Annotated in this window: 16 protein-coding genes and 1 riboswitch; of the genes, 9 read left to right on the top strand and 7 right to left on the bottom strand. The window is 71.6% G+C overall.

Going from position 1 to position 26,943, the window contains the following annotated elements:
• The first annotated feature begins 136 nt into the window (after positions 1 to 136).
• From ACZ4RZ_RS22600 to ACZ4RZ_RS22590, 3 genes are all read left to right on the top strand, one after another.
• Positions 137 to 1,345 carry a PP2C family protein-serine/threonine phosphatase gene (locus ACZ4RZ_RS22600; protein ID WP_467747004.1) on the top strand — a complete coding sequence of 403 codons (1,209 nt, stop codon included), beginning with the start codon at positions 137 to 139 and terminating at the stop codon, positions 1,343 to 1,345.
• Positions 1,346 to 1,626: 281 nt separating this feature from the next.
• A riboswitch (cyclic di-AMP (ydaO/yuaA leader) is annotated at positions 1,627 to 1,783 on the top strand.
• 11 nt (positions 1,784 to 1,794) lie between these two features.
• Complete coding sequence (locus ACZ4RZ_RS22595; protein ID WP_467747002.1) at positions 1,795 to 2,832, top strand: M23 family metallopeptidase; 1,038 nt, start codon at positions 1,795 to 1,797, stop codon at positions 2,830 to 2,832.
• A gap of 158 nt (positions 2,833 to 2,990) precedes the next feature.
• Positions 2,991 to 3,935, top strand: a complete 945-nt coding sequence (locus ACZ4RZ_RS22590) for an aldo/keto reductase (RefSeq protein WP_467747391.1) — start codon at positions 2,991 to 2,993, stop codon at positions 3,933 to 3,935.
• Between the two features lie 225 nt (positions 3,936 to 4,160).
• Here the strand turns inward: ACZ4RZ_RS22590 and ACZ4RZ_RS22585 are convergent, their stop codons facing one another.
• The 4 genes from ACZ4RZ_RS22585 to ACZ4RZ_RS22570 form a co-directional block, all read right to left on the bottom strand.
• Entirely contained in the window at positions 4,161 to 5,498 is a 1,338-nt protein-coding gene (locus tag ACZ4RZ_RS22585) for a PrsW family intramembrane metalloprotease (protein WP_467747001.1), read from the bottom strand.
• Between the two features lie 133 nt (positions 5,499 to 5,631).
• The gene (trmB, locus tag ACZ4RZ_RS22580) at positions 5,632 to 6,417 is read right to left on the bottom strand and encodes a tRNA (guanosine(46)-N7)-methyltransferase TrmB (RefSeq protein WP_467747390.1); all 786 of its coding nucleotides are present in this window, start codon (positions 6,415 to 6,417) and stop codon (positions 5,632 to 5,634) included.
• A gap of 243 nt (positions 6,418 to 6,660) precedes the next feature.
• Positions 6,661 to 7,878, bottom strand: a complete 1,218-nt coding sequence (gene lhgO, locus ACZ4RZ_RS22575) for an L-2-hydroxyglutarate oxidase (protein WP_467747388.1) — start codon at positions 7,876 to 7,878, stop codon at positions 6,661 to 6,663.
• 182 nt (positions 7,879 to 8,060) lie between these two features.
• Entirely contained in the window at positions 8,061 to 9,485 is a 1,425-nt protein-coding gene (locus ACZ4RZ_RS22570; RefSeq protein WP_467746999.1) for an MFS transporter, read from the bottom strand.
• A 748-nt stretch (positions 9,486 to 10,233) separates the two neighbouring features.
• Here ACZ4RZ_RS22570 and ACZ4RZ_RS22565 point away from each other — a divergent pair.
• Both ACZ4RZ_RS22565 and ACZ4RZ_RS22560 read left to right on the top strand, forming a co-directional pair.
• Complete coding sequence (locus ACZ4RZ_RS22565) at positions 10,234 to 12,336, top strand: asparagine synthase-related protein (RefSeq protein ID WP_467746997.1); 2,103 nt, start codon at positions 10,234 to 10,236, stop codon at positions 12,334 to 12,336.
• An 884-nt stretch (positions 12,337 to 13,220) separates the two neighbouring features.
• Positions 13,221 to 16,628, top strand: a complete 3,408-nt coding sequence (locus tag ACZ4RZ_RS22560) for an AfsR/SARP family transcriptional regulator (protein WP_467746995.1) — start codon at positions 13,221 to 13,223, stop codon at positions 16,626 to 16,628.
• A 19-nt stretch (positions 16,629 to 16,647) separates the two neighbouring features.
• Here ACZ4RZ_RS22560 and ACZ4RZ_RS22555 read toward each other — a convergent pair whose 3' ends face one another.
• Entirely contained in the window at positions 16,648 to 18,663 is a 2,016-nt protein-coding gene (locus ACZ4RZ_RS22555; protein ID WP_467746994.1) for a sigma-70 family RNA polymerase sigma factor, read from the bottom strand.
• 402 nt (positions 18,664 to 19,065) lie between these two features.
• Entirely contained in the window at positions 19,066 to 19,842 is a 777-nt protein-coding gene (locus ACZ4RZ_RS22550; protein ID WP_467746992.1) for a TetR/AcrR family transcriptional regulator, read from the bottom strand.
• A gap of 375 nt (positions 19,843 to 20,217) precedes the next feature.
• Here ACZ4RZ_RS22550 and ACZ4RZ_RS22545 point away from each other — a divergent pair, with 375 nt between their 5' ends.
• From ACZ4RZ_RS22545 to ACZ4RZ_RS22535, 3 genes are all read left to right on the top strand, one after another.
• The gene (locus ACZ4RZ_RS22545) at positions 20,218 to 21,594 is read left to right on the top strand and encodes an NAD(P)/FAD-dependent oxidoreductase (protein ID WP_467746991.1); all 1,377 of its coding nucleotides are present in this window, start codon (positions 20,218 to 20,220) and stop codon (positions 21,592 to 21,594) included.
• Between the two features lie 232 nt (positions 21,595 to 21,826).
• Positions 21,827 to 23,476, top strand: a complete 1,650-nt coding sequence (locus ACZ4RZ_RS22540; protein WP_467746989.1) for an ATP-binding SpoIIE family protein phosphatase — start codon at positions 21,827 to 21,829, stop codon at positions 23,474 to 23,476.
• A 203-nt stretch (positions 23,477 to 23,679) separates the two neighbouring features.
• A complete protein-coding gene (locus ACZ4RZ_RS22535; RefSeq protein ID WP_467746987.1) occupies positions 23,680 to 24,495 on the top strand; it encodes a class I SAM-dependent methyltransferase in 816 nt (271 codons plus the stop codon).
• Positions 24,496 to 24,553: 58 nt separating this feature from the next.
• Here ACZ4RZ_RS22535 and ACZ4RZ_RS22530 read toward each other — a convergent pair whose 3' ends face one another.
• Positions 24,554 to 25,831 (bottom strand): MDR family MFS transporter, encoded by a 1,278-nt coding sequence (locus ACZ4RZ_RS22530; protein ID WP_467747386.1) that lies wholly within the window; start codon positions 25,829 to 25,831, stop codon positions 24,554 to 24,556.
• Positions 25,832 to 25,975: 144 nt separating this feature from the next.
• On the opposite strand from ACZ4RZ_RS22530, the gene ACZ4RZ_RS22525 reads away from it, so the two are divergent.
• Entirely contained in the window at positions 25,976 to 26,524 is a 549-nt protein-coding gene (locus ACZ4RZ_RS22525) for a MarR family winged helix-turn-helix transcriptional regulator (RefSeq protein WP_467746986.1), read from the top strand.
• The last annotated feature ends 419 nt before the right edge of the window (positions 26,525 to 26,943 follow it).

The following is a 26,943-nucleotide window of genomic DNA, read 5'->3' as shown; positions in this document are numbered from 1 at the left end:
GGCCGGAACTCGGATTCACGAGTTCCGGCCCTTGGTGTTTGCCGGCCACCACGGCTCCGCACATCCCGACCTCTCCTCGTCCCCCGGTCGGTCCACACCGGTCGCCCCCCGCCCCCGCTCCGGGAAGCCTGGACGGGTGGGGCAGCAAACAGGCGAGCAGTGGGCCGAGGGCCCGTACGACCGGTCCGGTGGACGGCTGCCCGGCGACCCCGTGCCCGTGCCCGACCCCGGCCTCGGGGACACCCGGCCGCCCGGCGCCGCGGAACCCGGCCGGCGCAGGATCTCGACGGCGCGGGCCTTCGTCCGGGCGCTCCCCGCGCTGCTCATCGTCGCCGGGGCCTGCTACGACTACTTCACGCCGTCGGACTTCACCGCGGCCCCTCTCTTCACGGCCGCGCCGCTCGTGGCCGCACCCCTCTACTCACTGCGCGGCACGGTGCTCACCGGCCTCGCGGGCATCACCGCGGTGTTCACGATCCACATCGGGCTCGGCATCGTCCCGGACGTCGACTCGGTCACCGAAGTGGTCACGGTGGCGACGGCCGGCATCCTGGCCGTCGTCATCAACATCCTCGTCCGCCGCAGCGACGCACGGCTCGCCACGGTGCGGGAGATCGCCGAGTCCGCCCAGCGCGCCGTGCTGCCGGAACCCGACGAGCGGATCGGCGGCCTCGAGGTCGCGGCGCGCTACGAGGCCGCGCAGGCGGACGCGTTCATCGGCGGCGACCTGTACGCGGTGCAGGACTCCCCGCACGGCGTACGGCTGGTCGTGGGCGACGTACGCGGGAAGGGCATGGGCGCGGTGGCCGCCGTCGCCGTCGTCATCGGGGCGTTCCGGGAGGCGGCCGAGCAGGAGGCGACGCTGGAGGCGGTCGCGCAGCGCCTGGAGCGGGCGCTGGCGCGCGAAGGCACCCGGCGCCAAGGCCTCGACGCCTTCGAGGGGTTCACCACGGCCGTACTCGCCGAGATCCCGCACGGCGAGGACGTCGTACGGATCGTCAACCGCGGCCATCCGCCGCCGCTGCTGCTGCACGCGGACGGCACGCTCGTCACACTCGACGCCGAGGATCCCGCGCTGCCGCTCGGCATGGGCGAGTTGGGCACCTGGCCCGACCGGGCCGTGCAGGCCAAGTTCCCGCACGGCGCGACGCTGCTCCTGCACACCGACGGCCTGTCCGAAGCCCGCGACGAGCGCGGGGGCTTCTACGATCCCGCCGCGCGCCTCGCGGGACGCGTCTTCCCCGGGCCGGACGCCCTGCTGGCGGCCCTCGCCGAGGAGGTCCGCCGGCACACGGTCGACGGCACGACGGACGACATGGCGCTGCTTGCCGTGCGGCGTTCTTGAGAGTCGTCCCTATGGCTTCCCTGCGAGTCGTCCGTGCGGCGTTCTTGATCGTTGTCACGAGGGGTGATCGGACGATGCCCCTCCGCATAACAACTGACATACCGTCAGCTGACTCGAAGGTTGTGAAGCGTGGTCAACTCGCCCGATTTAGGCCGGTGGTGACCCCAAAGTCCTGGCCAAAAGCGTTAATGATCAGTCCGAACAGCTTGGAATCCGGTACCCGAGTCTATTAACGTTCGATAACGCAGCGCGGTCGTCCCAGCCGTCACAAGAGGCGGCTCCGTGCGCACGCGCCGAATCCCGCAAGGGAACCGGGGAACCACCAACTTGGGGTGAATCGAGCGTCTTTCACGGTGGAGAAACCGTGGTGGACGCGCGTAGGAGACCTTCCTGCTCCGAACCCGTCAGCTAACCCGGTAGGCGAGAAGGAAGGAAAGGAGCACGCCCACGTGGCGTCCAACCGGCCTGCCCAGCAAACCTCGTTCGCGCCCAGCGACACACAGCCCTTCGGCTACGCGTACGGCAATGACGAGGGTCCTTGGGAGGAGTGGAACCCCACTGAGGATTCCGTCCGTCCCGTCCGCGGCCGGCACCGCGTCAGCAAGCAGCGCGGCGGAGGACTCGCCCGCAGCTCCACGGTTCTCGGCGTAGGCGTCATCGCCGCCGTCGGCGCGGGTGGCATGGCCACCGCGGCGCCCGGCAAGCCGCCGGTGTCGATCTCGCTGCCCGACCTGTCGTCGGTCACCGAATCCGCCAAGGCCCTGATATCCGACGGTGGCTCCAGCACGCCGAAGGGTTCCGCCACCCCGCTCACCAGCGCCGGTCTGACCAGCGCCGACGCCGCGGAGGGCGCCACCGACGCGGGCGAGGCACTGCGCGCCCGCATCATGCAGCAGGCCGAGTCGCAGCAGGACCAGGTCGACAGCGCGGCCCAGGACGCCGCCGAGGCCGCCGCCGCGAAGCAGGCCGTCGCGCTCGCCGCCAAGCAGCAGGACGACGCCGAGGCCAAGGCCGCCGCCGCGAAGAAGAAGGCGGACGAGGCTGCCAGGCAGGCCGCCGAGGCCAAGCGCCTCGCCGAGCTCGCCAAGAGTTACTCGCTGCCCACCTCCTCGTACACGCTGACTTCCCGGTTCGGCGAGGCCGGCTCCATGTGGTCCTCCGGCTACCACACGGGTCTCGACTTCGCCGCGCCCACCGGCACGCTGATCAAGGCGATCCACAGCGGCACCGTCACGGAGGCGGGCTGGGCCGGCGCGTACGGCTACCGCACGATTCTCACCCTCGACGACGGTACGGAGCTGTGGTTCTGCCACCAGTCGTCGATCAGCGTCAGCGCGGGCCAGAAGGTCGCCACGGGTGACGTGATCGGGCGCGTGGGCGCGACGGGCAACGTCACCGGGCCGCACCTGCACCTGGAGGTCCACCCCGGCGGCGGCGACGCGATCGACCCGATGGCGTGGCTGCGCAGCAAGGGCATCAACCCCTGACACCTACGTTCCCCTGATCCCCGGTGGTCCTGACGGCACCCCCCCGACGTCAGGGCTGCCGGTCAGGCGTGTGCGGAGTCGCGCGGCGTCTCGGCGTGTGATCGTGCGGGTAATCGTGTGTGGAATACATCCATCCGGCACGGGTGTTGAAGTTGAGCATGACTTCTCTGCGCAAGCTTGGTTCCTCCGACCTCGAGGTCTTCCCGCTCTCCCTCGGCGGCAACGTTTTCGGCTGGACCGCCGACGAGTCCCAGTCCTTCGCCGTCCTCGACGCGTACGCGGCCGCCGGCGGCAACTTCCTCGACACGGCCGACTCGTACTCGGCGTGGATCGAGGGCAACAAGGGCGGCGAGTCCGAGACCATCATCGGCAAGTGGCTCAAGGCGCGCGGCAACCGCTCGGATGTCGTGGTCGCCACCAAGGTCAGCCAGCACCCCGAGTATCCGGGGCTGTCCGCCGCCAACATCAAGGCCGCGGCCGACGCATCCCTGCGCCGCCTGGGCACCGACTACATCGACCTCTACTACACCCATTTCGACAAGCCCGAGGTGCCGGTCGAGGAGATCATCGGTGCGCTCGACGAGCTGGTGAAGGCGGGCAAGGTGCGCCACATCGCCGCGTCCAACATCTCGCCCGAGCGGCTCCAGGAGTCCCTGGAGTTCTCCGACCGCGAGGGGCTCGCGCGGTACGTCGCCCTCCAGCCGCACTACAACCTCGTCTCGCGCGACACGTACGAGGGCGCGCTGCGGGACATCGCGTCGCGCTCCGGTCTGGCGGCCGTCCCGTACTTCGCCCTCGCCTCCGGTTTCCTTACCGGTAAGTACCGGCCGGGGGCGACGGTGGACTCGGCGCGGGCCCAGGGTGCGGCCAAGCACCTTGAGACGGAGCGGGGGGTTCGTGTGCTCGCCGCCCTCGACGAGGTCGCCCAGGCCCATGACGCCGAGATCGCCACGGTCGCCCTCGCCTGGCTCGCCGCCCAGCCGACGGTCGCGGCGCCCATCTCCTCGGCGCGGACGCCTGAGCAGTTGCCGGCGCTGCTGGGGGTGGCGGACCTGGTCCTGACGGACGGGGAGCTGGTCAAGTTGACGGAGGCGTCGGCGTAACGGCTGTTGTTTTTTCGCGCCCTCCGCCCCCACTCGTCCCGTACCAGCCTTTCGGCTGCGGGTGCGCGGGGGCTTGTCGCGCAGTTCCCCGCGCCCGTAGAGGGGCGCGGGGAACTGCGCGATCTTTTAGGGGGGCCTGGGGGCGCAGCCCCCCGGGACGATGGGGGTCCCCCCGCTCGAGCGAAGCCGAGAGTGGGGGAGGGTAGGGGCGGCGGGGGCGAAAAACTACGAGCGGTACGGGTTGTACGCGGGATATGGGGTGGCCGCGGGCCCGTAGGGGTGGCTGTACGTGTACGCGTAGCCGGGTGCGGGCCACGGTGGAGGTACCGGGACCACCGGGACCACCGGGGCTGTGGCCCGGGCCGCGTAGGACAGGGCAGGGCGGGCGACATCCCGGCGCCGCCACAGCTCGTCGAGCAACTCCCGCTCCCGTACGACGAAGTCGGCACCGGCGCGCCCACGGCGCCCCCGATGCCGTAGAAACGCCAGCGAGGTCGCGTACGCCTCGTACTCCGCGACCGAGCGAGCCGCGGGCTTCCCGAAGTGGTGCCCGGCCCACTCGCGGGCGAGCCGCCGCGCCCGCATCGAGCCGAGCACATACGGCTCGGGCGCGGTCAGCCAGCCGGCGACGGCGTAGGCGGGCAGTTCCGCGCGCACGGTGCGCAGCTCACGCTGCCGCGTCCAGATGGCCAGCCAGGTCAGCAGCCCGAACGCGGGCACCATGAACGCGGCGTACACCGCGAAGAACCCGTACTCCCCGAAGCTCGACGAACTGTTCCAGGCGGAGTGCATGCCCATGGCGAGCAGCAGTCCGGTGAGGGGGAGCAGGACGCGGCGCAGATGCCGGCGTTCGGCGGACAGGGCCGCGATGCCGAAGCCGATGCCGGTCAGCACGGTGAAGAGCGGGTGCGCGAAGGGCGACATCACCACGCGGACGAAGAAGGTCGCGGCGGTGACGGACGCGAGCCCGCGCTCGCCGCTGAGCTGGTCGGTGCCGAAGGCGGTGCCGAGGTAGAGGATGTTCTCGGTGAACGCGAAGCCGGTGGCGGTGACCCCGGCTATCACCACCCCGTCGACGATCCCGGTGAAGTCCCGTCTGCGGAAGAGGAAGACCAGCAGCACGGCCGCGGCCTTCGCGGACTCCTCGACGATGGGCGCGATGACAGTCGCGCCAAGCGTGTCGGCGCTGGAGGGATCCGCGGTCGCGGTCGCTATCCATCTGGTCGCGAAGCTGTTGGCGACGATCGCTATGAGCGCGGCCGCGCAGGCGCCCCAGGCGAAGGAGAAGAGCAGGTTCCGCCAGGGCCCGGGCTCGACCCGGTCCAGCCAGCGGAAGGCGGCTATGAGGAGCGGCACCGGGAACACGGCGAGGCCGAGGCCGACCAGAAAGCCCTCGGTGCCGGTCTGTTCGCGGACGAGGGCCAGGATCACGAGTCCGGAGATCGCGAGCAACGCGATCAGCGCGCCGTACCGCACCCACTTCCGCTGCCACCAGTGTGCGTGCCGCAGCGCACCGCCGGCGGAACCGCTGGGGTGCGTCGGGTACGGGGGACAGGTGGCCACGGCATCGACCCTAACGAGGGAGGGGCGCAGCCCGCGACGGTGCCTGGTGCCGCTTCGAGGGTTCCCGAGAGACGTCCGTGAACCCCCCGCGGAGCTTCAGCGGGCTTCAGCCGTCGACGGATTGCGGGTCAGATTAATGGTCCGGTTGCTGGTCCGGGTGGTCTACGAGGTGCTGTACGCGCCGGAACAGGAGGTCGTTCACCACATGACCCTTGTCCAGTCCCTGGCCCTCGAAACGGGTCAGCGGCCGGAAGTCCGGACGTGGCGCGTAACCGCCGTCGGGCTGGGTGTTCTCGAAGTCCGGGTGCGCGCTCAACACTTCGAGCATCTGTTCGGCGTACGGCTCCCAGTCGGTCGCGCAGTGCACCAGGGCGCCCGGCTTGAGGCGGGTCGCGACGAGGCTGAGGAACTCCGGCTGGATCAGCCGCCGCTTGTGGTGGCGCTTCTTCGGCCAGGGGTCCGGGAAGTACACGCGCAGGCCGCTCAGGGACTCCGGCTGGAGCATCTCCCTGAGCAGGATGATCGCGTCGCCGTTGCCGACCCGGACGTTGGACAGACCGCTCCGGTCCGCGAGATTGAGCAGGTTGCCCTGTCCCGGGGTGTGCACATCCACGGCGAGGATTCCGGTCTCCGGGTCCTCGGCCGCCATCTGCGCGGTGGCCTCGCCCATCCCGAACCCGATCTCGAGCACCACGGGCAGGTCGCCCCCGAACAGCTCCGCCAGGTCGATCGTCCGCTGCCCGTCGATGTCCAGCCCCCACTTGGGCCACAGCCGCTGCAGCGCGTCCGCCTGTCCGGCGGTCACGCGACTCCGCCGCGGCTGAAAACTCCGGATCCGACGCTCGAAGTGCGACCCGGCGGGGTCGGCCTTCGGTCCGTCGGGGAACCGGGGCTCTCCCTTGGCACGGGTGTGACGCAGCGAGCCGCCGGCGGGTGAGACGGGCCGCGGCTCTTCGGGGGAGGTGAAGGAGGACTCAGACACAGTGGGGTCGATTTTACGGCGGTTACTGGCCCCCGCTGCCCGTTCAGGGGCGCGGGGAACTGAGCGATCTTTCAGCGGGAGGCCGGGGGCGGCAGCTCCCAGGAACGCTGGGGGTCCCCTGCTCGAGCGAAGCCGAGAGCTCGGGGGAGAGGGGTAAGGGGGAGGGGGCGAAAAGACTCCTCACGCCCGCGCCAGCGCACCCAGCGCCCTCCGGGCGACCTCTCTCCCGATCGGCAGTGAAGCCGTAGCGGCAGGCGACGGCGCGTTCAGCACATGCACGGTCCGGGGCCCCTCCCGGATCAGGAAGTCGTCCACCAGCGTCCCGTCGCGCAGGACGGCCTGCGCACGGACCCCCGCCGCCGCGGGGACCAGATCGTCCGGCGTCACCGCGGGCAGCAGCCGCCGCACGGCATCCGTGAACGCCGGCTTCGACAGCGACCGCCGCAGCTCCCCCGCCCCGTACCGCCAGTGCCGCCGAGCGATCCGCCAGGCCCCGGGCCACGCCAGAGTCGCCCCCAGCTCACGAGGGCGTACGACACCCCACCCGTACCCCTCCCGGGCGAGTGCGGGTACCGCGTTCGGCCCGATGTGGACGCCCCCGTCGATCCCCCGGGTGAGATGCACCCCGAGGAAGGGGAAGGCGGGGTCCGGCACGGGATAGACCAGCCCGTGCACCAGCTCGGGCCGCGCCAGCGAGTAGTACTCGCCCCGGAAGGGCACGATCCGCATTCCTGGATCGTCCCCCACGAGCCGCGCGACCTCGTCGCAGTGCAGTCCCGCGCAATTGACCAGCACGCGCCCGCGGACCACCGCCCCGTCGGCGGTGAGCACGGCGGCGCCGCGCCCGGGCCGCCGGTCGACGCGGACGACATCCGCCCCGTACCGGATCTCGGCCCCGGAGGACTCCGCGAGCTGCCGGGCCACCGCGACGAAGTCGCAGATCCCCGTCGTGCCGACATGGATGGCGGCGAGCCCGCGCACCTCTGGCTCGTACTCCGCTATCTGGGCGGGACCCAGCTCTCGTACCGGAATGCCGTTCTCCCGGCCGCGCTGGACCAGTCCGTGCAGCCGGGGGAGCTCCGCCTTGTCCGTGGCGACGATCAGCTTGCCGGTGACGGCGTGCGCGATGCCGTACTCCGCGCAGAACTTGACCATCTCGGCGGCGCCCCGCACCGCGTACCGCGCCTTGAGGGAGCCCGGGCGGTAGTAGATCCCGCTGTGGATCACCCCGCTGTTGCGCCCCGTCTGGTGCCGGGCGGGCCCCTGCTCCTTCTCCAGCACCGTCACCCGTGTGCCCGGCGCCGCGCGCGTGATCGCATACGCCGTCGACAAGCCGACGATGCCGCCGCCGATCACCAGCACATCGCAGTCGTACGCGAGCTCCCGCACCTGCACCACCTCCCGACTTCGATAGTGCACTGCGCCACTGACAACACGCTCAAACCCGGCGGGTGGCCCCTGCGCCCCGAAGGGGCGCGGGGCGGCTCCGCCGTGTGGGCGCGACCAGCCACACACCACCTGCGGCCCCGAGACCGCGGCGCCAGGCAGACGCGTCGGAACCCTGCCCCCCAGCGGAGCGCTTATGCGGGAGCCATCAGCAGCGGCCGTGCGCGCTCCCGCAGTTCGACCACCCGCGGTTCGTCGCCGTACGGCTCCAGCCGGTGCAGGAGATCCTTCACGTACTCGGTGGTGCGTGCGGAGGAGATGCGCCCCGCGACCTCCACCGCCCGTACGCCCTGCTCGCACGCCGCGTCGAGGTTGCCCGACTCCAGCTCGGCGACCGCCGACACCACCAGGCGCAGCCCGTGCGAGCGTACGAACTCCTCCGTCGGCTTCGACAGCGCCTGCTCGGTGAAGCGGCGCACCTGACGCGGTGCCTTCAGGTCGCGGTAGCACTCGGCCGCGTCGGCGGCGAAGCGGTCGTACGAGTAGAAACCGAGCCAGGTCGGGTCGTTGTCGCCGTCGCGGGCCCGCTCCAGCCAGCCCTCGGCGGCCCGCAGGGCGGCGCCGGCCGCCTGGGCGTCACCGGCGCGCGCGTGCGCGCGTGCCTCGACGAGGCGGAAGAAGCTCATGGTGCGGGCTGTCGCCAGCCCCCGGTTGCGCTCCAGGGCGGCCTGGGCGAGGTCGACGCCCTCGTCGCCGAAGCCGCGGTAGGTCGCCTGGAGGGACATGGAGGCGAGTACGTAGCCCCCCAGAGGCACGTCGGCGGCCGCCCGGGCCAGGCGCAGCGCCTGGATGTAGTAGCGCTGGGCCGCCTCCTGCTGGCCGGTGTCGAAGGCCATCCACCCGGCGAGACGGGTGAGCTCGGCGCTCGCTCCGAAGAGGGCTCTGCCCACCTCGTCCGAGTACGAGCCGAGCAGCAGCGGTGCCGCCTCCACCCTCAAGCACTCGGGCACCATGGACGAACGCCAGTCGCCGCCCCCGTACTTGGAATCCCAGCGCCTGGCGTCCTCGGCCGCCTCGCGGAGCTTCTGCACGTCGCTGTGGCCGACTTTCAGCGGTGCTCCGGAGCCCTCACCGGGGCTCACCTCGCGCGCCACCGAGCTGTCGGCCGGGGTTATCAGCCACCGTGACGCGGGAGTTGCGTATGCGCTCACTGCGAACGATCCCGCCAGCGACTGCCAGATGCCGCCGCTGCCGGCCCGGCGCCCGGCGAGGTCGAGGCGGTACAGCTCGGTAGCCGACCGCACCGCCTGTCCGACGTCACGGGGGAAGGCGAGGCCCACTTCCGGTGCGGGATCCGCGTCCGCGAGGCCGATCTCGTGGAGCGGCACCGGGCGCCCGAGCTTCTGGCCGATCGCGGCCGCGATGAGGTGCGGCGCCGCACCTTGGGGCACCATTCCCTTCGACACCCAGCGCGCCACCGACGTCTTGTCGTAGCGCAGAGTCAACCCGCGTTGAGCGCCAAGGTCGTTGACGCGTCGCGCGAGCCCTGCGTTGCTGATTCCCGCGAGGGCGAGAACGGCGCCGAGTTTTTCGTTCGGCCCGCGTTGCTCCCTGGACATGCGCCACCCCTCGACACAGACGGCTGCCGCGCTGGCATAACCACGCGGCATTCGTAAACCCAGCGTAGTTCGCCCAATCCCAAGCGTTAAGGGGCGTAGTTCCGGATGGCGGGATTGTGGTCCGTACGACAGTACGGACGGTTGCGGCGTGCTCCCACTGTGTGGCCGTGCGCCCGTCCGTGCGCTCTTCTCCGGCCATTGGGGGAGCGCTTCCATGGATCGTGCGTGGGTCGGCCCGCTGTACTGGATCCAGTGGGCTGGGGGACACCGCCGCCTCCATCCCCGCGGGCGGCGGACCGGTCCGGGAGGCGAACTCCGCCTCCCGGACTGTGCGTTGCCGGAGCGATGCGCAGGGCCTGTACGGAGCGTGTGCACGCCTGTCCATCCGCAGCCGATTTGGCCGAAAATCGACGGTGGCCCTCGGGGGCAATTAGGGCTCCTACCACGTGAGTTGAGGGCGCGCAGGGGGTTCTGGGGGAGCGTATCGGGGGCGCATTCGCGTCGGCCCGGGGGCTGGTCGGGTGTCGGTCGAGGGGGCGCTCGGCACCGCTTGGGGGCGGGTCCCCGTTGACGGCGGGTGGGGCCGACGGCGGGTGTGCGTCGACTGCAGATCGGCGTGGGCGCCCACTTGGGGGCGCACTTCAGGGAGCGCAAGCCGACGCAGGGGCCCTCCCGCACGCTTCCTTCGTGGCAGCATGGTGCCCAGTTCGTACGGTGCACTGGTTGTCCACAGCCTGTGGAGGCGGCGATGCGATGGTTGGTGGGGTGGAGCAGTACCGCCGCCAGAGCGCCTGAGATCGGCTCGGCGGGCGCCACCGGAAGCGACGGGGAAACCGTTCACCCGGTGGGTTCCCAACTCCTGTGGGGCGACCCCGATCCGCTCTGGGCCGTCGGCGACTGGCGCCCCGACGAGGTGCGCGTGGTGAAGGCCGACGCGCAGAACCGGATCGCCGTACTCGGCACCTGCGGAGCCTCCGACGAAGAGCTGCGGGTCGGACTGTTCGCCGCGCGCGGAGGGGCACTTCGGCATCTGACCAACTGGTCCGGCAGCTACACGGCGGTCGTCCAGGTGGGCCGGCGGGTGACCGTCTGCGGTGATCTCGCGGGCGCGCGGCCCGTGTTCTACACCCCCTGGGCGGGCGGTACCGCCTACGCGACCGCCGCGCTGCCCCTCGCCGACCTCATCGAGGCGAACCTCGACTTCGGGCATCTGGCGGCGCTGCTCGCCGCCCCCGACGTACCTGCCGCGGTGCACGACTCGACCCCTTACGACGGTGTGCGGCGCATCCCGCCGGGGCACGCGCTGATCCTGCGCGCCGGGGCGCGCGAGATCGCCGGGTACGAGCCGGTCGCCTCCCTCGCGGTCGCGGCACCCTCGGCCGACCCTGCGCGCGCCGTGGACGCCGTGCGCGACGCCCTCGTGGAGGCCGTACGCGCGCGTCTTGCCGCGCCGCGCCATGTGCCCGGAACCGATGTGGACCCCGGGCCCGTGCCCGGGATGGGGCCCGCGGAGCGGCGTGCCGCGCGCGGGATGCCGGTTCCGGGGATCGGCGCGGACCTCTCGGGCGGGCCCGCCTCGGGGACGCTGGCGCTGCTCGCGGCCGGGCTTCCGGGGGCGCCCGGGACCGTCCTTGGGCACGGCACGGGCGCCGGTGAGCGTCTTCTCGCGGTCACCTTCAACGACCTTGCCGTCGGCGGGCGGGAGGCCGAGCTGGAGCGGGCCGGGACGCTGGCCGCGAATCCCCGGCTGCACCATGTGGTCGTCGCCGGGGGCGAAGAGGTGCTCCCTTACGCCGACTTGGAGGGCCCGCTGACGGACGAGCCGGGCCCGTCGCTGGTGACGGCCGCCCGGCATCGCGCGCGGCTCTCCTCGGGGAGCGCGGACCACTTCACGGGGTACGGCGCCCGGCAGGTCCTGGACGCCCACCCGGCGCGGCTCGCCGACCTGTTGATGGACCGCAAGCGGCGACATCTGGTGAAGCCCGTCGCTGCGCTGGCCAAGGCCGACGGGTCGGTGATGGTCCCCGCGCGCGTGTACGGCGCCGCGCGGAAGCTGGCCCGTACGCCGTACCGCACCGGTGTCGACGAGCTCGCCGACCGGCTGCTGCACCGGCGGTTCGAGGAGCCGGGGGGTGCTGTGGGGGCGTCGCTCGCCGCGCTCACCTGGGCCAGACCCGGGCCTGCGGCGCGCTGGCTGACCGGGGAGGCGCTGGCTGAAGTATCGGTTCGCCTGCAGGGCGCGACGGGGCGGCCCGGGGTCGGTCCCGGGCAGCGGCCGGGCGACTTCCGCGCGCGTGCGGCGCTCGCGCGTCACGCGGCGGATGTGCGTGTCCTGGAGCAGGCCGCCGAGATCCGCTTCCAGCGGCTGCACGCGCCGTTCCTCGACAACCAGGTGGTCCGCGCGTGCCGTGACCTGCCGGAGGCGCTGCGGGTGCAGCCCGGGGCTCGGGCGGCGATTCTGCGTACGGTGCTGGAGGGGGCGGGGGTGGCCGATCTCCCCGCTGGGTGGGGTGCGCCGTCCCACGCGTCCTCGGCTGCGGCCGCGCGTACGGGGTTGCGGGTGGCCGCGGATTCCTTGATCGCGTTGTTCGACACGCCGTTGCTCGCCCAGGCGGGCCTGGTCGAGGCCCGCGTGGTCCGCAAGGCGCTGCGCGCGGCCGCGGAGGGCGAGCCGCTGCCCCTGGACGGGCTGGCCGACCTCGTCTCCCTGGAGCTGTGGCTACGGCGGCTGCTGGCCCGGCGGGGGACCTGCTGGACGGGGACGCCTGCCCGGCAGCGGGCTGTGCCTGCGGGGATCGTGCCGCAGGGGCGGGCTTTGGGGGCGGGGGCCGGGGCGGTTCGGCGGGGGTAGCTGGGGGCGGGCGGCTGCGTGCGCCTTTCGCCCGTGCGTGGTCGGGTCACGGTGGTGGGTGGTTCCGCCGTTCCGCCGGTGGGTGGTTTCGCCGTTCCGTCGGTGGGTGTTTCCTCGTTCCGCCGGTGGGTGGTTTCGCCGTTCCGTCGGTGGGCGGCTCTGTCGTTCCGTCGGTGGGTGGTTCCGCCTTTCCGCCGGTGGGTGGGTCGGGGCCGTGCCGGTACATCCGCCCCGTCGCCGGTGGCAGATCGCTTGGCTTGCATGGCTCTGCTTGTTGGCAACCACGTAAGCGACGGGGCATGTGATGTACCGGCACGGCCCCTTCCGTGGTCTGGCGACTGCGGGTGCGTGGGAAGTGCGGCCTCTTGCGGCCGGGGATGGGTGGGGGCGTGCGGCCTGTTGCGGATGGGGATGGGTGGGGCGTGCGGCCTTTTGCGGCCGGGGATGGGTGGGGGCGTGCGGTGGGCGGCTGTGGGTGCATCGCACTGACTCTGCCTTCACCGTTCACACCGGCCGGGAACTCACCTGTCCAGTGGGATGACGAGGCGATGAGCCCGATCCACCACCGGCCGTACCGCACCCGCGGGGCTCCATCCCTCTTGTCCCGGCGGATCGCCTCTCACGCTGCGGCGTCCTCCCGGCTCCCCACCCACCCAGTCCGCTCCCTTTCCCCCGGCCGGGGCTTGATCTTTCAGCCCGTCCGGTGTTCGAGGACGTGGCCGTCATGGCCGATACGGGGGTCTGGGGGCGGAGCCCCCAGGTACGGGACGGGTAGGGGCGGAGGGGGCGAAAACCCTGCTCGCTCGCACCACCGCGTCGGGTAAGCCGGAGGCTCGCCGGGAAAAGCCGATGTCTCCGGTACCGGAGGCGGTGAGAATGGGTGGGTGCGGTACAGGATTCTGGGGGTCACCCAGGTGGAGGATGACCGAGGGGCCCAGGTCGCCGTCGGAGGCCCCCGCGTGCGCGCGCTGCTCGCGGCGCTGGCGCAGCGCCTCGGCCGCACCACCACCCCGGACACCCTGATCGACGAGGTGTGGGCGGACGATCCCCCGCTGGACGCCCCCGCGGCACTGCAGGCCCTCGTCGGCCGGCTGCGCCGAGCCATCGGCAAGGACACGGTCGCTTCCGAGGCGGGCGGCTACCGCTTGCGGGCCGCCAAGGACGACGTGGATCTGTTCGTCTTCGAGCGGCTGGTGGGGGAGGGCAAGGCGGCGCTGGAGCGCGGCGACGCCACGACCGCCGCCGAACGGCTGCGCGAAGGGCTCGCCCTGTGGCGTGGCCCCGCCCTCGCGGACCTCCCCGACCGCACCGCCGCGACCCGCCAGGAGGCCTTCCGCCAGGAGGCGACCCGGACCCGCATCGAGGCGGACCTGCGACTCGGCAGCGCCACCGACGTCGTACCGGAGTTGAGAGAGCTGACGGCGGCTCACCCGTACGACGAGGGGCTGCATGTTCTGCTTATCCGCGCCCTGCGCGACGCCGGCCGCGGCGCGGACGCCCTGGCCGCGTACGAGGGGGTGCGCCGCGCATTGATGGAGGGGCTGGGCGCGGATCCCGGGCCGGAACTGCGTGCCCTGTACGAGGAGTTGTTGGATCCCCGGCCGCGGTGGGACGAGGGGGACGGGACGTGGCCGGGGAGCGGCACGGCTCATCACCAAGCCCGCGCCGGTGGGACGTCGCACGCGGGCTCCGCCGAGCCGGGAGACTCCTCGCGTGCCCCGCGGAACGGGAACATTCGTCCGCGTCTGAACTCGTTCGTCGGCCGGGAACCCGAACTCGAGGCCATCCGTTCGGATGTTCAGAGGGCACGCCTGGTCACCCTGACCGGACCAGGCGGTTCGGGAAAGACCCGCCTCGCCGAGGAAGCCGCCGCCGGGCTTCCGCAGGCGTGGCTGGTCGAGCTGGCTCCGCTCGACCGGCCCGAGGCGGTCCCGGGCGCTGTGGTCAGCGCCCTCGGTCTGCGCGAAACCGTGCTGATCACCAACGAGATGGCGGTCCCGCAGGACGACCCGCTCGCCCTGCTCGTCGAGTACTGCGCCCCGCGCAGCCAGCTCCTGATCGTTGACAATTGCGAACATGTCATCGGCGCGGCGGCCGAGCTCGCCGAGACCCTGCTGACGCACTGCCCGGGGCTCACGATCCTCGCCACCAGCCGTGAACCCCTGGGCGTGCCGGGCGAGCTGGTGCGTCCGGTCGAGCCCCTGCCGCCCGATCCCGCACGGCGCCTGTTCATGGAGCGGGCGTCGGTCGTCCGCCCGCACGCCGGCGCCGCGCCGTACGACTCGGCGGCCGTGGACGAGATCTGCCGACGGCTCGACGGTCTGCCCCTGGCCATCGAGCTGGCCGCCGCCCGGCTGCGGCTGCTCACCCCTCGTCAGATCGCCGACCGGCTCGACGACCGCTTCCGGCTGCTCACCTCCGGAAGCCGCACGGTGCTGCCCCGCCAGCAGACCCTGCGCGCCGTCGTCGACTGGTCCTGGGACCTGCTCGACGAACGGGAGCGGACCGTGCTGCGCGAGGCGTCCGTGTTCGCGGGCGGCTGGGACCTGGCGGCCGCGGAGGCCGTGTGCACCGGGCCCGCGGCCGACCTCGTCGGGGCGCTGGTCGACAAGTCCCTCCTCGTCGCCACCCCGGACGACGAGGACGGCAGTGGCGGCATGCGGTATCGCATGCTGGAGACCATCCACGAGTACGCGACCGAGCGCGCCGCCGAGGTCCCCGAGCTGCGCGCCGCGGCCGAGCGGCGCCACCGCGCCTGGGTGCGCGGGCTCGTCGAGGAGGCCGAACCACTGCTGCGCTCCGCCGAGCAACTCCCGTGGATCAGGCGCCTGGAGACCGAGCTCGACAACATCAGGGCAGCCCTCCACCGCGCGATCGTCGCCGCTGACGAGGAGGAGGCCGGGGCCCTGGTTCTCGCCATGGGCTGGTTCTGGTGGCTGCGCAACTTCCGCCGCGAGGGCACGGAATGGACGGATCTCGTGCTGCGGCTGGGCGCGGCGATCAGTCTCGGCGATCTGCCCGTCGGGGGGATCACCGGACGGGCGGGCGGGTCTTCCCGCGCCGCCGGTGATGCCCACCTCGCCGCGTTGGACGCAGTGGACCCGGTGGGGGCCTTCCTCGACGCCCCCGAGAGCGACGAGCACCCTCTGCGCGGTATGCGGATGCGGCTGCGCATGCTCCACCTGTTCATGAAGCTGGAAGTCGAACCACTGGAGGGGCGGGACGACGGCCGGATGCGGGAGTACGCGAGGCGGGTGCGGGCCGTTTTCGAGAAGGGCGGCCCGGACGCGGCACGCATGCCTGGCATCGCCTGGCCGCTGGCCGCCGTCTTCCTGAACGGCTCGGAAGACATGCGGCCCACCATGGACGCGGCGGTCGCCAACTGCCGTGCGTACGGCGGCGAGTGGGAAATCGGCGTCATCCTGATGTTCCGTACGCACATGGTCGTCGACGCGCCGGGTGGTATGCACGGGGTGGACGAAGACCTGGCGGAGCTGCGCGACCTCAGCCGGCGGGTGGGAGACCGCTGGATGTGGGCCCAGGTGTGCAGCGCGGCCGGTGAGGCGGCCATGGCGCGCAGCCTTTTCGACGAGGCGAAGGGGGAGTACGAGGAGGCGCTGCGGCTCGCCTACGAGGTGGGCGCGTATGCCGAGGTGCCCTTCCTGATGGCGCGGCTTGCCGAGATCGCCTACCGCGCGGGCGATCGTTCCAGCGCGCTGACCGCCCTGGACGAGGCGAGCGCGGCGGCCGACCGGTACGGGGTGACGGACTCCCGGGCGTTCGTCCGCATCCTGCGCGCCCAGCTGGCCCTGGACGACGGCGAGGTCGCCTTCGCGCGCGAACTGTTCGAGCTGGCACGCGAGGAGAGTTCTCAAGGCACCCCGCCACCGCAGTTCATGGCGGCGCTGAACTGGATTGATGCGCTCGTCACGGCCGCCGAGTCCGGCCCGGAGCGCGGTCTGCGGAAGCTGTTCGACGCCCTGCGGGAGGCACTGGACACGCGGTGCGCCGATGTGGTCGCAGCCGGCCTCGTCGATGTCGCGGCGGGCCTCCTCGCCGAGCTCGGCGACCACCCGCCCGCGATCCGTCTGCTCGCGGCCGCCACGCGGTGGCGAGGTGGCCATCCGCGTGCCGCGCGCGAGTGCGCCGATGCCGAGCGCACGGAGGCCGCCGCGATGGCGGCCCTCGGCCCGGTCCGCTACGAGTCCGAACGCGCCACGGGTTCGGAGTTCACCACGGAGGACGCCCTGCGGGACCTGGCCGAGGCGCTCAAGGAGCACGCCGACGAATAACGGCGTATCCGACGCGCGCTCACTGGCACAGGAACTTCGACTCCGCCCAGTCCGCCAGTGCCGCCGAGTCGAAGGGGGTGTGGGGCTCGACGACGAGGCGGATCGTCCTGCGGCCGGTGAGGTTCACATGAACGGGGACCGCCTGGTCGCCGCCCTTGATCATCGGCGACTGCCAGGCCTGGGACCCGTCGACGTACACCGAGAAGCGGACCTTGCCGAGCCCCATCGTCAGGTCGTCGACGCCTACCATCGCGTCGTACGAGGAGCAGCCGCTGTTGAGGTCGATGGTGACGGACGACTGGCCGTGGACGGTCACGCCGTGCGCGTACTGGTTGTTCGCGACCGACACCCCCTCGCGCTGCCACACCCAGCTGCTCTCGCCGAGCCGCATCTCGGGCTTGGTGTGGTCGCCGTTGACGCCGTAGTTCAGCTCGCTCCACTGGTAGACGACCGGGGCGGGAGGAGGCGGGGTCGGGGTCGGGGTCGGCTTGGGCGTGGGTTTCGGCTCGGCCTTCGTCGGGCTGGGCGTGGGCGTGGGCGACGGCTTGGGCGTGGGCTTCGGGGTGGGCTTCGGGGTGGGCTTGGACGTCGGAGAAGGTGGCGGCGTAGGAGTCGGGGTGGGCGCCGCCACCGGCGGCTTCGGCGCGGGTGCCTTCTTCGGCGGCTTCGGCGACGGCAGCGGCGCTTCGACAGCGGGCGAGGCGGGCGGCTTGGCATCGGGCTTCTTGGCCGGGCTGTCGTTGCCGACCAGGGCGAGCGCCACCGCCGCCACGGCCACCGCGACGACTCCCGCCGCGATACCGGCCTTGACCGGCGCGCCGAGCCCCTCCAAGGCAGCCGCGGCGCCGCCCGCGCTCGCGCCCCCGGAGCTGCCGCCCGCCGCGGCGGCCGCGCCCGCGGCTCCGGCCGCGCCCGCTCCGGCGCCACCGGCGATGAGCGCGACGGCCTTCGCGTACCCGGCGGCACCGAACCAACCGATGACCGCGACCGGCACGACCGCGGGGATCCCGCTGGCGACTTCCTTGATCTGGCCCGCGGCCAGCCGGCACTTGGCGCACTCCTCCAGGTGCTTGCGCAGCCCGCGCTCGGCGCGCGTGCGCAGTCCGCCGCGGGCGTAGGCGCCGAGCTGGTCGGCGTAGCGGGCGCACTCCTCGTCCATGGTGAGCGTGGCGCTCACATGTGCCTGGAGGTAGGCCTGCTTGAGTCCCTCGCGGGCGCGGCTGGCAAGGACCCGGGTGCCGTTGGCGTCGAGCCCGAAGAGCGTGGCGACCTCGCTCGGCGACTCGTCCTCGACCTCCGTGTGCCACAGCACGGCCTGCCAGCGCTCGGGCAGCGACCGGAACGCCCGCATGGCCATGGACTGTTCGGCCTCGTGCATCGCGCGGACGTCCGGGCCCAGGTCCCGTGTGTCGTCGTCGGAGACCTCGGAGGTGCGCAGGGCCTGTGCCGCGAACACCGCGAAGTCGTCGACCAGTTGTTCCCGCTTTGCCGATTTCGTCCAGTTCGCGGCTACGCGGCGGACGGTCGTCAGCAGATACGCGCGTACGGCGTGCTCGGGGCCGCTGCCGCCGCGTACCGCCTGCAGCATGCGGGCGAACACCTCGGCCGTGAGGTCGTCGGCGGTGTGCGCGTCCCGGCAGCAGGTGCGGGCGTACCGGCGCACGGCCTGCGCATGGCGCCGGTACAGCTCCTCGTACGCCGTGTCGTAGCCCGCGCGCATCCGCTCGATCAGATCGGCGTCGGACGGCGGCAGATCGACCGGAGGTGGCGGCAGGGCAACGCCGTCGCGCCGGTCGAACCGGTCCCGCTGCGACGGAACGCTGGCATCGAGCGCGCCACCGGACGGCGCGCCACCGGACGGCGTGGCACCGGACGGCGTGGCATCCGAGGACAAGTCATCCGAGGACGAGGCGCCCGGGGTGCCGCCCTGCCGCCCGCCCTGACTGGGCACCTGTGGCGTCGACGGCCCGCCGGTTCCCGTGCCGCCGTCCGCGCCACCGTCATCGAGCGACTCGTCCCGCCCGTCAAAGCTCATCGCGGAAAGCCCCCGCCTGCACACTCGGACCCGACTACCGGGAAAGAGTGCCACACGCTTCAGGGGACTGACCTCCCTCAGTACGGACCAACCACTCGTCCGTGGGGACTTCCCACACGACAGCACTAGCGGTCACTCGTTCGGGGAATGGTCAACAAAAGGCCCCCTCACATGAGTTGCCGCGACGCCTGAAATGTCCGAAGCGTAACCGGCGGCACCCGGTACGCGAGTGCCGCAGCACCCGCGTCCAGGACGGCCGCTACTCCGGGAGAACCCGGTATCCCGGGAAGCCCGTTACTCCAGGAACCCAGTACCTCAGGAAACCCAGTACCTCAGAAACCCCGAACTCCGGGAAACCTCGAACTCCGTGAAGGTCCGGTACTTGAGGGCTTGAGGGACGGCTCACGCCGGGCGCGAGCGCAGCCCCTCCAGCAGGATGTCGAGCAGCCGGGCCGATGCCGCGGCCTGCTGGGCGGCGTCCGGCAGCGAGGGCGCCGCCGTCGCTATCACCAGCAGTACGTCCGCCACGGTGACGTCCGCCCGCAGCTCGCCCGCGGCGCGCGCCCGCTCCACCAGGCGGCCGACCACGTCGAGCAGCGCCGCCGCACCGGCGTCGTCCGCCGCCGAGATCGCCGACTCCTCGGGTACCGGCCGCCGCTCGACGAGCCGCAGCTCGGGCGTGAGTTGGGACCGCTGTTGAGGCACCCGCGCCTCGTCCGCCTCGACCCCGTCCTCCGCGACGCCGACCCGCAGTATCTGCGGCGGCAGCAGCCGACCGGCGCCCGAGGCCACCGACGTGCGCAGGAAGCGCGAGAGCGCCGACCACGGCTCGTCCTCCTGGCCGAGCGCCGCGCGTGCCTGGTCGGTCAGCCGGGAGGTCTCCTCCTCGGCTATCCGGCGCACCAGGACGTCCTTGCTCGGGAAGCGCCGGTACACCGTGCCGACACCGACCCTCGCGCGCCGCGCCACGTCCTCCATCGGCGCGCCGTACCCCAGCTCGCCGAAGACCTCGCGCGCCGCGCGCAGTACGTGTTCCAGATTGCGCTGTGCGTCCACGCGCAGCGGCGTTGTGCGCGATCCTTCACCCGGACCGCGGCCGTTGCCGCTCGCTGCCGCGCCGACCGTGCCACCGGATGCGATGGCAGACGCGGAAGACCAATGAGAGTCCTGAATGTGCATAAGCGTTCCCCCGGTAATGACGTCTCCCCCCGGAGACTCTCCCCGCCATTGGTAGCCGGAGCGTGCGGAACAAGCTTGTGTGCACGAGTCCGCTCTGCGGCCTCGTCGAGCGCATCCCCCTACACCCCGTCGACACACGAACATAGTTGAGAGGGGGTCAATTCAGAAGGGGCAGGTTCCGCACGGAGCGCCCCCCGATCGGAGTACGGGGCGGTTACGTCCCGATTGCGCCCCCTCCGCGCACCCCGCTCATCCCTGCTGACCTGCGCATCTTCCGCGTACTCCGGCAAATCGGCCAACCCTGCGCGTTGTCGGCGTCCGGTCACACAAATTGCCGGGCCTGTGGACAAACTCCAGAGCTGGGTGCGTCATGGGATGGTGAAGGAACGTGCGCGCATTCTCATTGTCGGCGGCGGCTACGTCGGGATGTACACAGCTCTGCGCCTGCAGCAGAAGTTGAAGCCTGAACTGAAACGGGGCGAGGTCGAGATCACGGTCGTCTCGCCAGACCCGTACATGACGTATCAGCCATTCCTTCCCGAGGCCGCCGCGGGCTCGATCTCGCCGCGGCATGTCGTCGTCCCGCTGCGCCGGGTCCTGGACCAGTGCCGGATCGTCATCGGCGAGGTCCAGTCGATCGACCACGCCAAGCGCACCGCGACGCTCACGACGCTCGCCACCGAGGAGGAGGGCGCGGGCGCGGAGCAGATCACGTACGACGAACTCGTCCTTGCTCCCGGCTCGATCTCCCGCGCCCTCCCGATCCCCGGGCTCGCCGACTACGCCATCGGCTTCAAGACGGTCGAGGAGGCGATCGGCCTGCGCAACCACGTCATCGAGCAGATGGACATCGCCTCCTCCACCCGCGACCCCGCGATCCGCGACGCGGCCCTGACCTTCGTCTTCGTAGGAGGCGGATACGCCGGCGTCGAGGCGCTCGGCGAGCTGGAGGACATGGCCCGCTACGCCGCGCGCTACTACCACAACGTGCAGCCCGAGGACATGAAGTGGATCCTCGTCGAGGCCTCGAACCGCATCCTCCCCGAGGTCGGCGAGGAGATGGGCAAATACACGATCAGCCAGCTGCGCCGCCGCAACATCGACGTACGCCTGGAGACCCGCCTCGACTCCTGCGCGGACCGCATCGCCGTCCTCAGTGACGGCGCGCGCTTCCCCACGCGTACGGTCGTGTGGACGGCCGGCGTGAAGCCGCACCCCGTCCTCGCCGCCACCGACCTCCCCCTGAACGGGCGCGGCCGTCTCAAGTGCACCCCCCAGCTGACCGTTGACGGCGTCACGCACGCGTGGGCCGCGGGAGACGCAGCCTCCGTCCCCGACGTCACCGCCGAGCCCGGCAAGGAGACCGCGCCCAACGCCCAGCACGCCGTGCGCCAGGCCAAGGTCCTCGGCGACAACATCGCGCACTCCCTGCGCGGCGAGGCGCTCGAGACGTACTCCCACAAGTACGTCGGCTCGGTCGCGTCCCTGGGACTGCACAAGGGCGTCGCACACATCTACGGGCGCAAGCTGAAGGGCTATCCTGCCTGGTTCATGCACCGCGTCTACCACCTGAGCAGGGTGCCCACCTTCAACCGCAAGGCCCGTGTGCTCGCCGAATGGACCCTGGCGGGGCTCTTCAAGAGGGAGATCGTTTCCCTCGGTTCGCTCGAACATCCCCGTGCGGAGTTCGAACTCGCGGCCGGTGGAAAGCATCCTCTCGACCCCAAGCTCGACCCGAAGGGGTCGTCCTGACCGGGCCCAGGAACTTCCCCGGTTGGGCCGGCGTCTGACGGATGTCGGTCCGGTCGGCCAGACTGGTCCACGACCTTGGGCGGGCCCACCGCCCGCCCTTCTGAAACCACGAGGCTTTTCCCCACTGTGCCGAGTCCCCCGGGGCACGCAGCACTCAACAGCGGCTCCGCCGCGGGCCGGACCCCCGACCGACCGGTGCCGGCCGTAGTCCACAAACACGAGGCAAGGATTCGTGAACTTCACGCGCTGGAGCGCCCGGCTCCCCGGAACGCAGCGCCGCGCCGCAGCGCGGACCGAGCACACGGTCTCCCCGGACCGACGAGGGGAAGGCTCCGTGCCCGCGGCCCGCGCCGAGCGGCTGAATGACGACGCGCCGCCCGCGCTCGCCGTCGACGAGCTGCCGGTGCGCGAGGTCCTCGACCGCATCCCGGCCCTCGTCGCCCTGGTGCACGGTCCCGAGCACCGCGTCGCGTACGTCAACGACGCCTATACGGCGACCTTCGGCGTACGCACCGTCGGCGAGCCCGCGCGCGCGGCACTGCCCGAACTGGACGAACTCGGCCTGCTGCCGCTCCTCGACCAGGTCCTGCGCAGCGCGAAGCCCCGCACGGTCAAGTCCCGCAAGGTGCCGAGCGGGCGCTCGTACACCTTCACCTGCACACCCGTCGACACCTCCCCGGCGGGCCAGGACGGCGGCGTACTCATCTTTGCCACCGACGTCACCGACCACGCCGAAGCTGCCGAACGGCTGCGCGCCAGCGAGCGCCGCCAGCGCGAAACGGCCGTCACCCTGCAGCGCTCGCTCCTCCCGCAGGAGCTGGAGGAGCCCGACGACCTGCGCATCGCCGCCACGTACCAGCCCGGCGGCACGGAGGCCGCGGTCGGCGGTGACTGGTACGACGTGATCACCCTCGGCGGCGGCCGCACGGCGCTCGTCATCGGCGACGTCATGGGCCGCGGGGTCCGCGCGGCAGCGGTCATGGGCCAGCTGCGTACGGCCGTACGCGCGTACGCCCGCCTTGACCTCCCTCCGCACGAGGTCCTGCAACTCCTCGACGGCCTCGCCACCGAGATCGACGCCAACCAGATCGCCACGTGCGTGTACGCCGTCCACGACCCGAACGAGGGCCGGCTGGTGTACGCCTCGGCGGGCCACCTGCCCATCCTGGTCCGCGACGAGAGCGGCACCGTCCACCGCGCCGACGAGCCCACCGGGCCGCCGCTCGGCACCGGCGGCTGGCTGCACGCGTCGGGTTCGGTGCCGCTGGGCCCCGGCTCCACAGCCGTCCTGTACACGGACGGCCTGGTCGAGCGCCGCGACGAGGACCTGGACGAGGGCATCGCGTCCCTGGAGCGTGCCTTGGCGGGCGCCACGGGCACCCCCCAGGTGATCTGCGACCGCCTGGTCCGCTCGGCCGGTGTCACGGCCGACCACGACGACGACGTGGCGGTCCTCGTCCTCCAACACCCGGCGCGTACGGGCCCGGACGGCGAGCTCTTCCGGAACGCCGCCCTGGAGTTGCTCGGCGGCGTCGAAGCGGCTCCACGCGCGCGTGCCTTCGCCTCCGGCGTGCTCACCAGCTGGCGCTTTCCGCCCGATCTGCACGACCTGGGCGTGCTCGCCACGAGCGAACTCGTCGCCAACTCGCTGCAGCACGGCACCCCGCCCATGCGTCTGCGTCTGCGCCGCACCGACCGCCGCCTGATCATCGAGGTCACCGACGGTGACGACCACCTGCCGCGCAGGCGCCGCGCCGAGCCCGGCGACGAGGCCGGGCGTGGCATCGCCATCGTCGCCACGATCGCCTCCGGCTGGGGGTCGCGGCGTACGCCGGGGGGTGGGAAGGCGGTTTGGTGCGAGTTCGGCCTGCCGGGTGGGTAGTTTTTCGCCCTCGCCGGCCCTGACCGTGGGGGCTGGTCGCGCAGTTCATAAGGGGCGCGGGGAACTGCGCGATCTTTCAGCGGGGGTCTGGGGGCGCAGCCCCCAGGTACGGGAAAGGAAGGGGCGGAGGGGGCGAAAAACACTCACCCGCACCTCCGCGCGTCACCTGGCCGCCCACCGCGCCCAGTGCTATTAGCTCCCCCATGGCAGACGAAACGGGCTTTCAGCTCAAAGGCAGTGCTCCCGAGCGCTACGAGCAGTACGCCGCGCCGTTGATGGCGCCCTTCGTGGCGGCGATCCTGGACGCCGCCGACCTGTTCCCCGGTGCCACGGTCCTCGACCTGGCCTGCGGCACCGGCTTCGCGGCAAGGGCGGCCGCCGCCCGCGTAGGCCCGGCGGGCCGTGTCTCGGGCGCGGATGTCAACGAGGGCATGATCAGGGTGGCCAGAGAACACGCACCCCGCATGTACCCGGACATCGAGTTCACAGTGGCCCCGGCGGACAAACTCCCGTACGAAGCCGCGACCTTCGACGCGATCGTGTGCCAGCAGGGAGTCCAGTTCTTCCCCGACCTGCCCGCGGCCCTCGCGGAGACGGCCCGCGTGACCCGCCCGGGCGGCCGCTTCGTCGCGACCGCCTGGGCCGACAGGGACCGCATCCCGTACTTCGTGGCCCAGTACGAGGCCGTCAAGGAGTACGGCCTCCCGGAGATCGCCGCGGACTACGAGGGCGCCTTCTCCGGCACCGCCGAGCGCCTCACCACCGCCCTGCGCTCCGCCGGCTTCCACGACGTCACATCACGAGAGGTCAGCTTCGGCATCGCCTTCCCGCCCCTCGCCGAATACGCCCCCGGCCAGCTCTCGTCGACATCCTGGGGCCAGTCGATCGTCGACAACGCCGGCGACGACGCCCTCGTACGGGCAGGCCGCGCCGTCCACGCCCGCCTCGCGGACCGCACCGCCCCCGACGGCAGCGCGACCCTCCCCTTCACCGCCAACCTGGTGACGGGGGTTCGCTGACACACGAAGACGGCCGCGACCACCGTGCAGGTGGTCGCGGCCGTCGTGCATCGGTCCGTCAGGAGCTCGCCGGGACCGGCACCGGCTCCGCCGGCGCCCCGCCCTGCGCGACCACCCGGCTCTTCGCGAGCGACGGGTGGTTCTGTACGGGGGTGAGCTGCCGCCCCAGCCGCACGGCCAGGAATGTGATGCCGAGCGAGAAGAGCAGGAACGTCACGATGTACGGGCCGTGCAGCGAGGCCCCCATCGGACCGCCCACAGCGGGACCGACCGCCAGCGCGAGCTGCTTCACCAGGGCGAAGGCGGAGTTGTACTGACCGGCCATGCCGGTCGGTGCCAGGTCGGCGACCAGCGGCGCGACGGTCGGCGACAGCATCGCCTCGCCGAGCCCGAAGAGCGCGTACGTAGAGACGAAGGCCGCCGTGGCCATGGTCCGGCTGCCGTGACCGAGTCCCGCGTAACCGGCCGCGAGCCATGCGACGGCCCAGATGAGACCGACCGCGGCGATCACCCGGGACCGCTTCCGGCGCTCAACGAACTTCAGCACCGCGAACTGGGCGACCACGATCATCGCGGTGTTCGCCGCCATCGCCGTACCGAGCGCGGAGGTGGAGATCCCGGCCGCCTCGACGCCGTACGCGGAGAGCCCCGACTCGAACTGCCCGTAGCAGGCGAAGAACAGCACGAAGCCCAGCACGGACAGCTGCACCATGGCTCGGTTGCCGAGCAGCTGCTTCCAGCTGCCGCCCTTGGCCTGCGGCGCACCTTCCACCTTCGGCGCGTGCGGCATCCGTACGGTCGACATGATCACGACGAGCAGCAGGAACATCGCCGCCTCGATCGCGAAAAGCAGCGTGAACGAGCTCGCCCGCGAGGTGTCGACGATGTGGCCGCCGATCAGACCACCGATGCCGAGCCCGAGGTTCTGCAGGAAGAACTGCATGGCGAAGGCGCGCGAGCGAGTGTCCGCCGTGGAGCAGTCCACGATCATCGTCGCGAGCGCCGGCTGCATCACGGCCTGTCCGGCACCGAGCGCGGCCGCCGACAGCAGCACGGTCGTGGCACTGTTCGCGAGCCCCAGGCTCATCGCTCCGAAGGCGGCGGTGACCAGGGCGGCGAGCAGGACCGGCCGCGGGCCGCGCCGGACGATGGCCCGCCCGGCGAACGGCAGCACGACGAGAGCGGCCACGGCGAAGACGGCGAGCACGATGCCCGCCGTCATGGAGCCGAGTCCCCGTACCTGCGCCACATAGACGTAGAGGAAGGGGACGGTAAAGCCGAGCCCGAACGCGCTGAGTGCGTTGCCCACGTGGATCCGGCGCATCTCTGCGCCCATCGCCCTGGTCACTTTCACCTGCCTTGGTCGTGAAGCTTCCCCGTGCATCGATGCAGACATGAAGACTTCGAAGCTAAAGTTAGATGTTGAACTGTACACCTCGAAGGACTTCAACGCCAAGCGACGTCGTGCGATACTGCGACCATGGGCGACACCCCCGGCGTCAGCGAGCCGACACTCGAAGAACAGATCGCCGCCTACCAGCGCGAGTTCCAGGACCTCGACCCCCAGATCGAGAAGATCGTCTCGGCCCTCTCCCGCCTCAACCGGCGGATGAACGTCGCCTACGGTCGCCAGACCGCCGCGCTCGGCATCAGCAACGCCGAGTGGGAGGTCCTCAAGGCCCTCGTTCTCTCCGGGGCTCCGTACCGCATGGGCCCGAGTGACCTCGCCAAACGACTGGGCCTCACCCCCGCCGCGATGACCCACCGCATCGACCGCATGGTCACGGAGGGGCTGGTCACGCGAGAGCGCGATGAGTCCAATCGGGTACGCGTCATCGTGGAGCTCACGGACGAGGGCCGCGAGAAGTGGCTTGAGGCGATGCGCCTCGCCACTGTCTTCGAGGAGGACCTGCTCCAGGACCTGTCCGCCGATGAACGCGGCGTCCTGGGCGAGGTTCTGACCCGTCTTCTACGACGCGTGGAGCACGCCCAGCCGGACGCGGGCGGCCGGCTCAGCGACCTCGATTAAAGATCTTGACAGGGGCGGTTGACATCACCCTGCCCGATCCGTAAGGTTCTTCGAGTTGCCACGGAGCCGTAACGGTTCTGCGGTGGCACCTCCGCCGCTGATGCGGCAACCCAACCACCAGCACGATCTCCCAACGGGATGGAATTCGGCGTGCCCGAATTCAATTCGATTTGGGTTCGGCGGCCCGATTAGGAACTGCCGAGAGGATCCGCTAAAGTTTGGGACGTCAGAACGGCCCAACAGCTGCGAAGACAAGCCCCGCTGACTGGGAGTCAGGCCCGAAAGGATCTGATAGAGTCGGAACCGCCGGAAAGGGAAACGCGAAAGCGGAAACCTGGAAAGCACCGAGGAAATCGGACCGGAAAACGATCTGATAGAGTCGGAAACGCAAGACCGAAGGGAAGCGCCCGGAGGAAAGC

It is taken from the genome of Streptomyces sp. NPDC027189 (genome assembly GCF_055566975.1).
Note: the sequence above shows the minus strand (reverse complement) of the source record. Positions and strands in the feature narration are given on the sequence as shown.

Excerpts from the sequence above, each read along its gene's own strand:
- ACZ4RZ_RS22525 (WP_467746986.1), top strand. The coding sequence starts at position 25,976 with ATGGGCGACACCCCCGGCGTCAGCGAGCCGACACTCGAAGAACAGATC.
- ACZ4RZ_RS22555 (WP_467746994.1), bottom strand. The coding sequence starts at position 18,663 with ATGAGCTTTGACGGGCGGGACGAGTCGCTCGATGACGGTGGCGCGGAC.
- ACZ4RZ_RS22570 (WP_467746999.1), bottom strand. The coding sequence starts at position 9,485 with ATGTCCAGGGAGCAACGCGGGCCGAACGAAAAACTCGGCGCCGTTCTC.
- ACZ4RZ_RS22530 (WP_467747386.1), bottom strand. The coding sequence starts at position 25,831 with ATGGGCGCAGAGATGCGCCGGATCCACGTGGGCAACGCACTCAGCGCG.
- ACZ4RZ_RS22535 (WP_467746987.1), top strand. The coding sequence starts at position 23,680 with ATGGCAGACGAAACGGGCTTTCAGCTCAAAGGCAGTGCTCCCGAGCGC.
- ACZ4RZ_RS22590 (WP_467747391.1), top strand. The coding sequence starts at position 2,991 with ATGACTTCTCTGCGCAAGCTTGGTTCCTCCGACCTCGAGGTCTTCCCG.
- ACZ4RZ_RS22565 (WP_467746997.1), top strand. The coding sequence starts at position 10,234 with ATGCGATGGTTGGTGGGGTGGAGCAGTACCGCCGCCAGAGCGCCTGAG.
- ACZ4RZ_RS22550 (WP_467746992.1), bottom strand. The coding sequence starts at position 19,842 with ATGCACATTCAGGACTCTCATTGGTCTTCCGCGTCTGCCATCGCATCC.
- ACZ4RZ_RS22545 (WP_467746991.1), top strand. The coding sequence starts at position 20,218 with ATGGTGAAGGAACGTGCGCGCATTCTCATTGTCGGCGGCGGCTACGTC.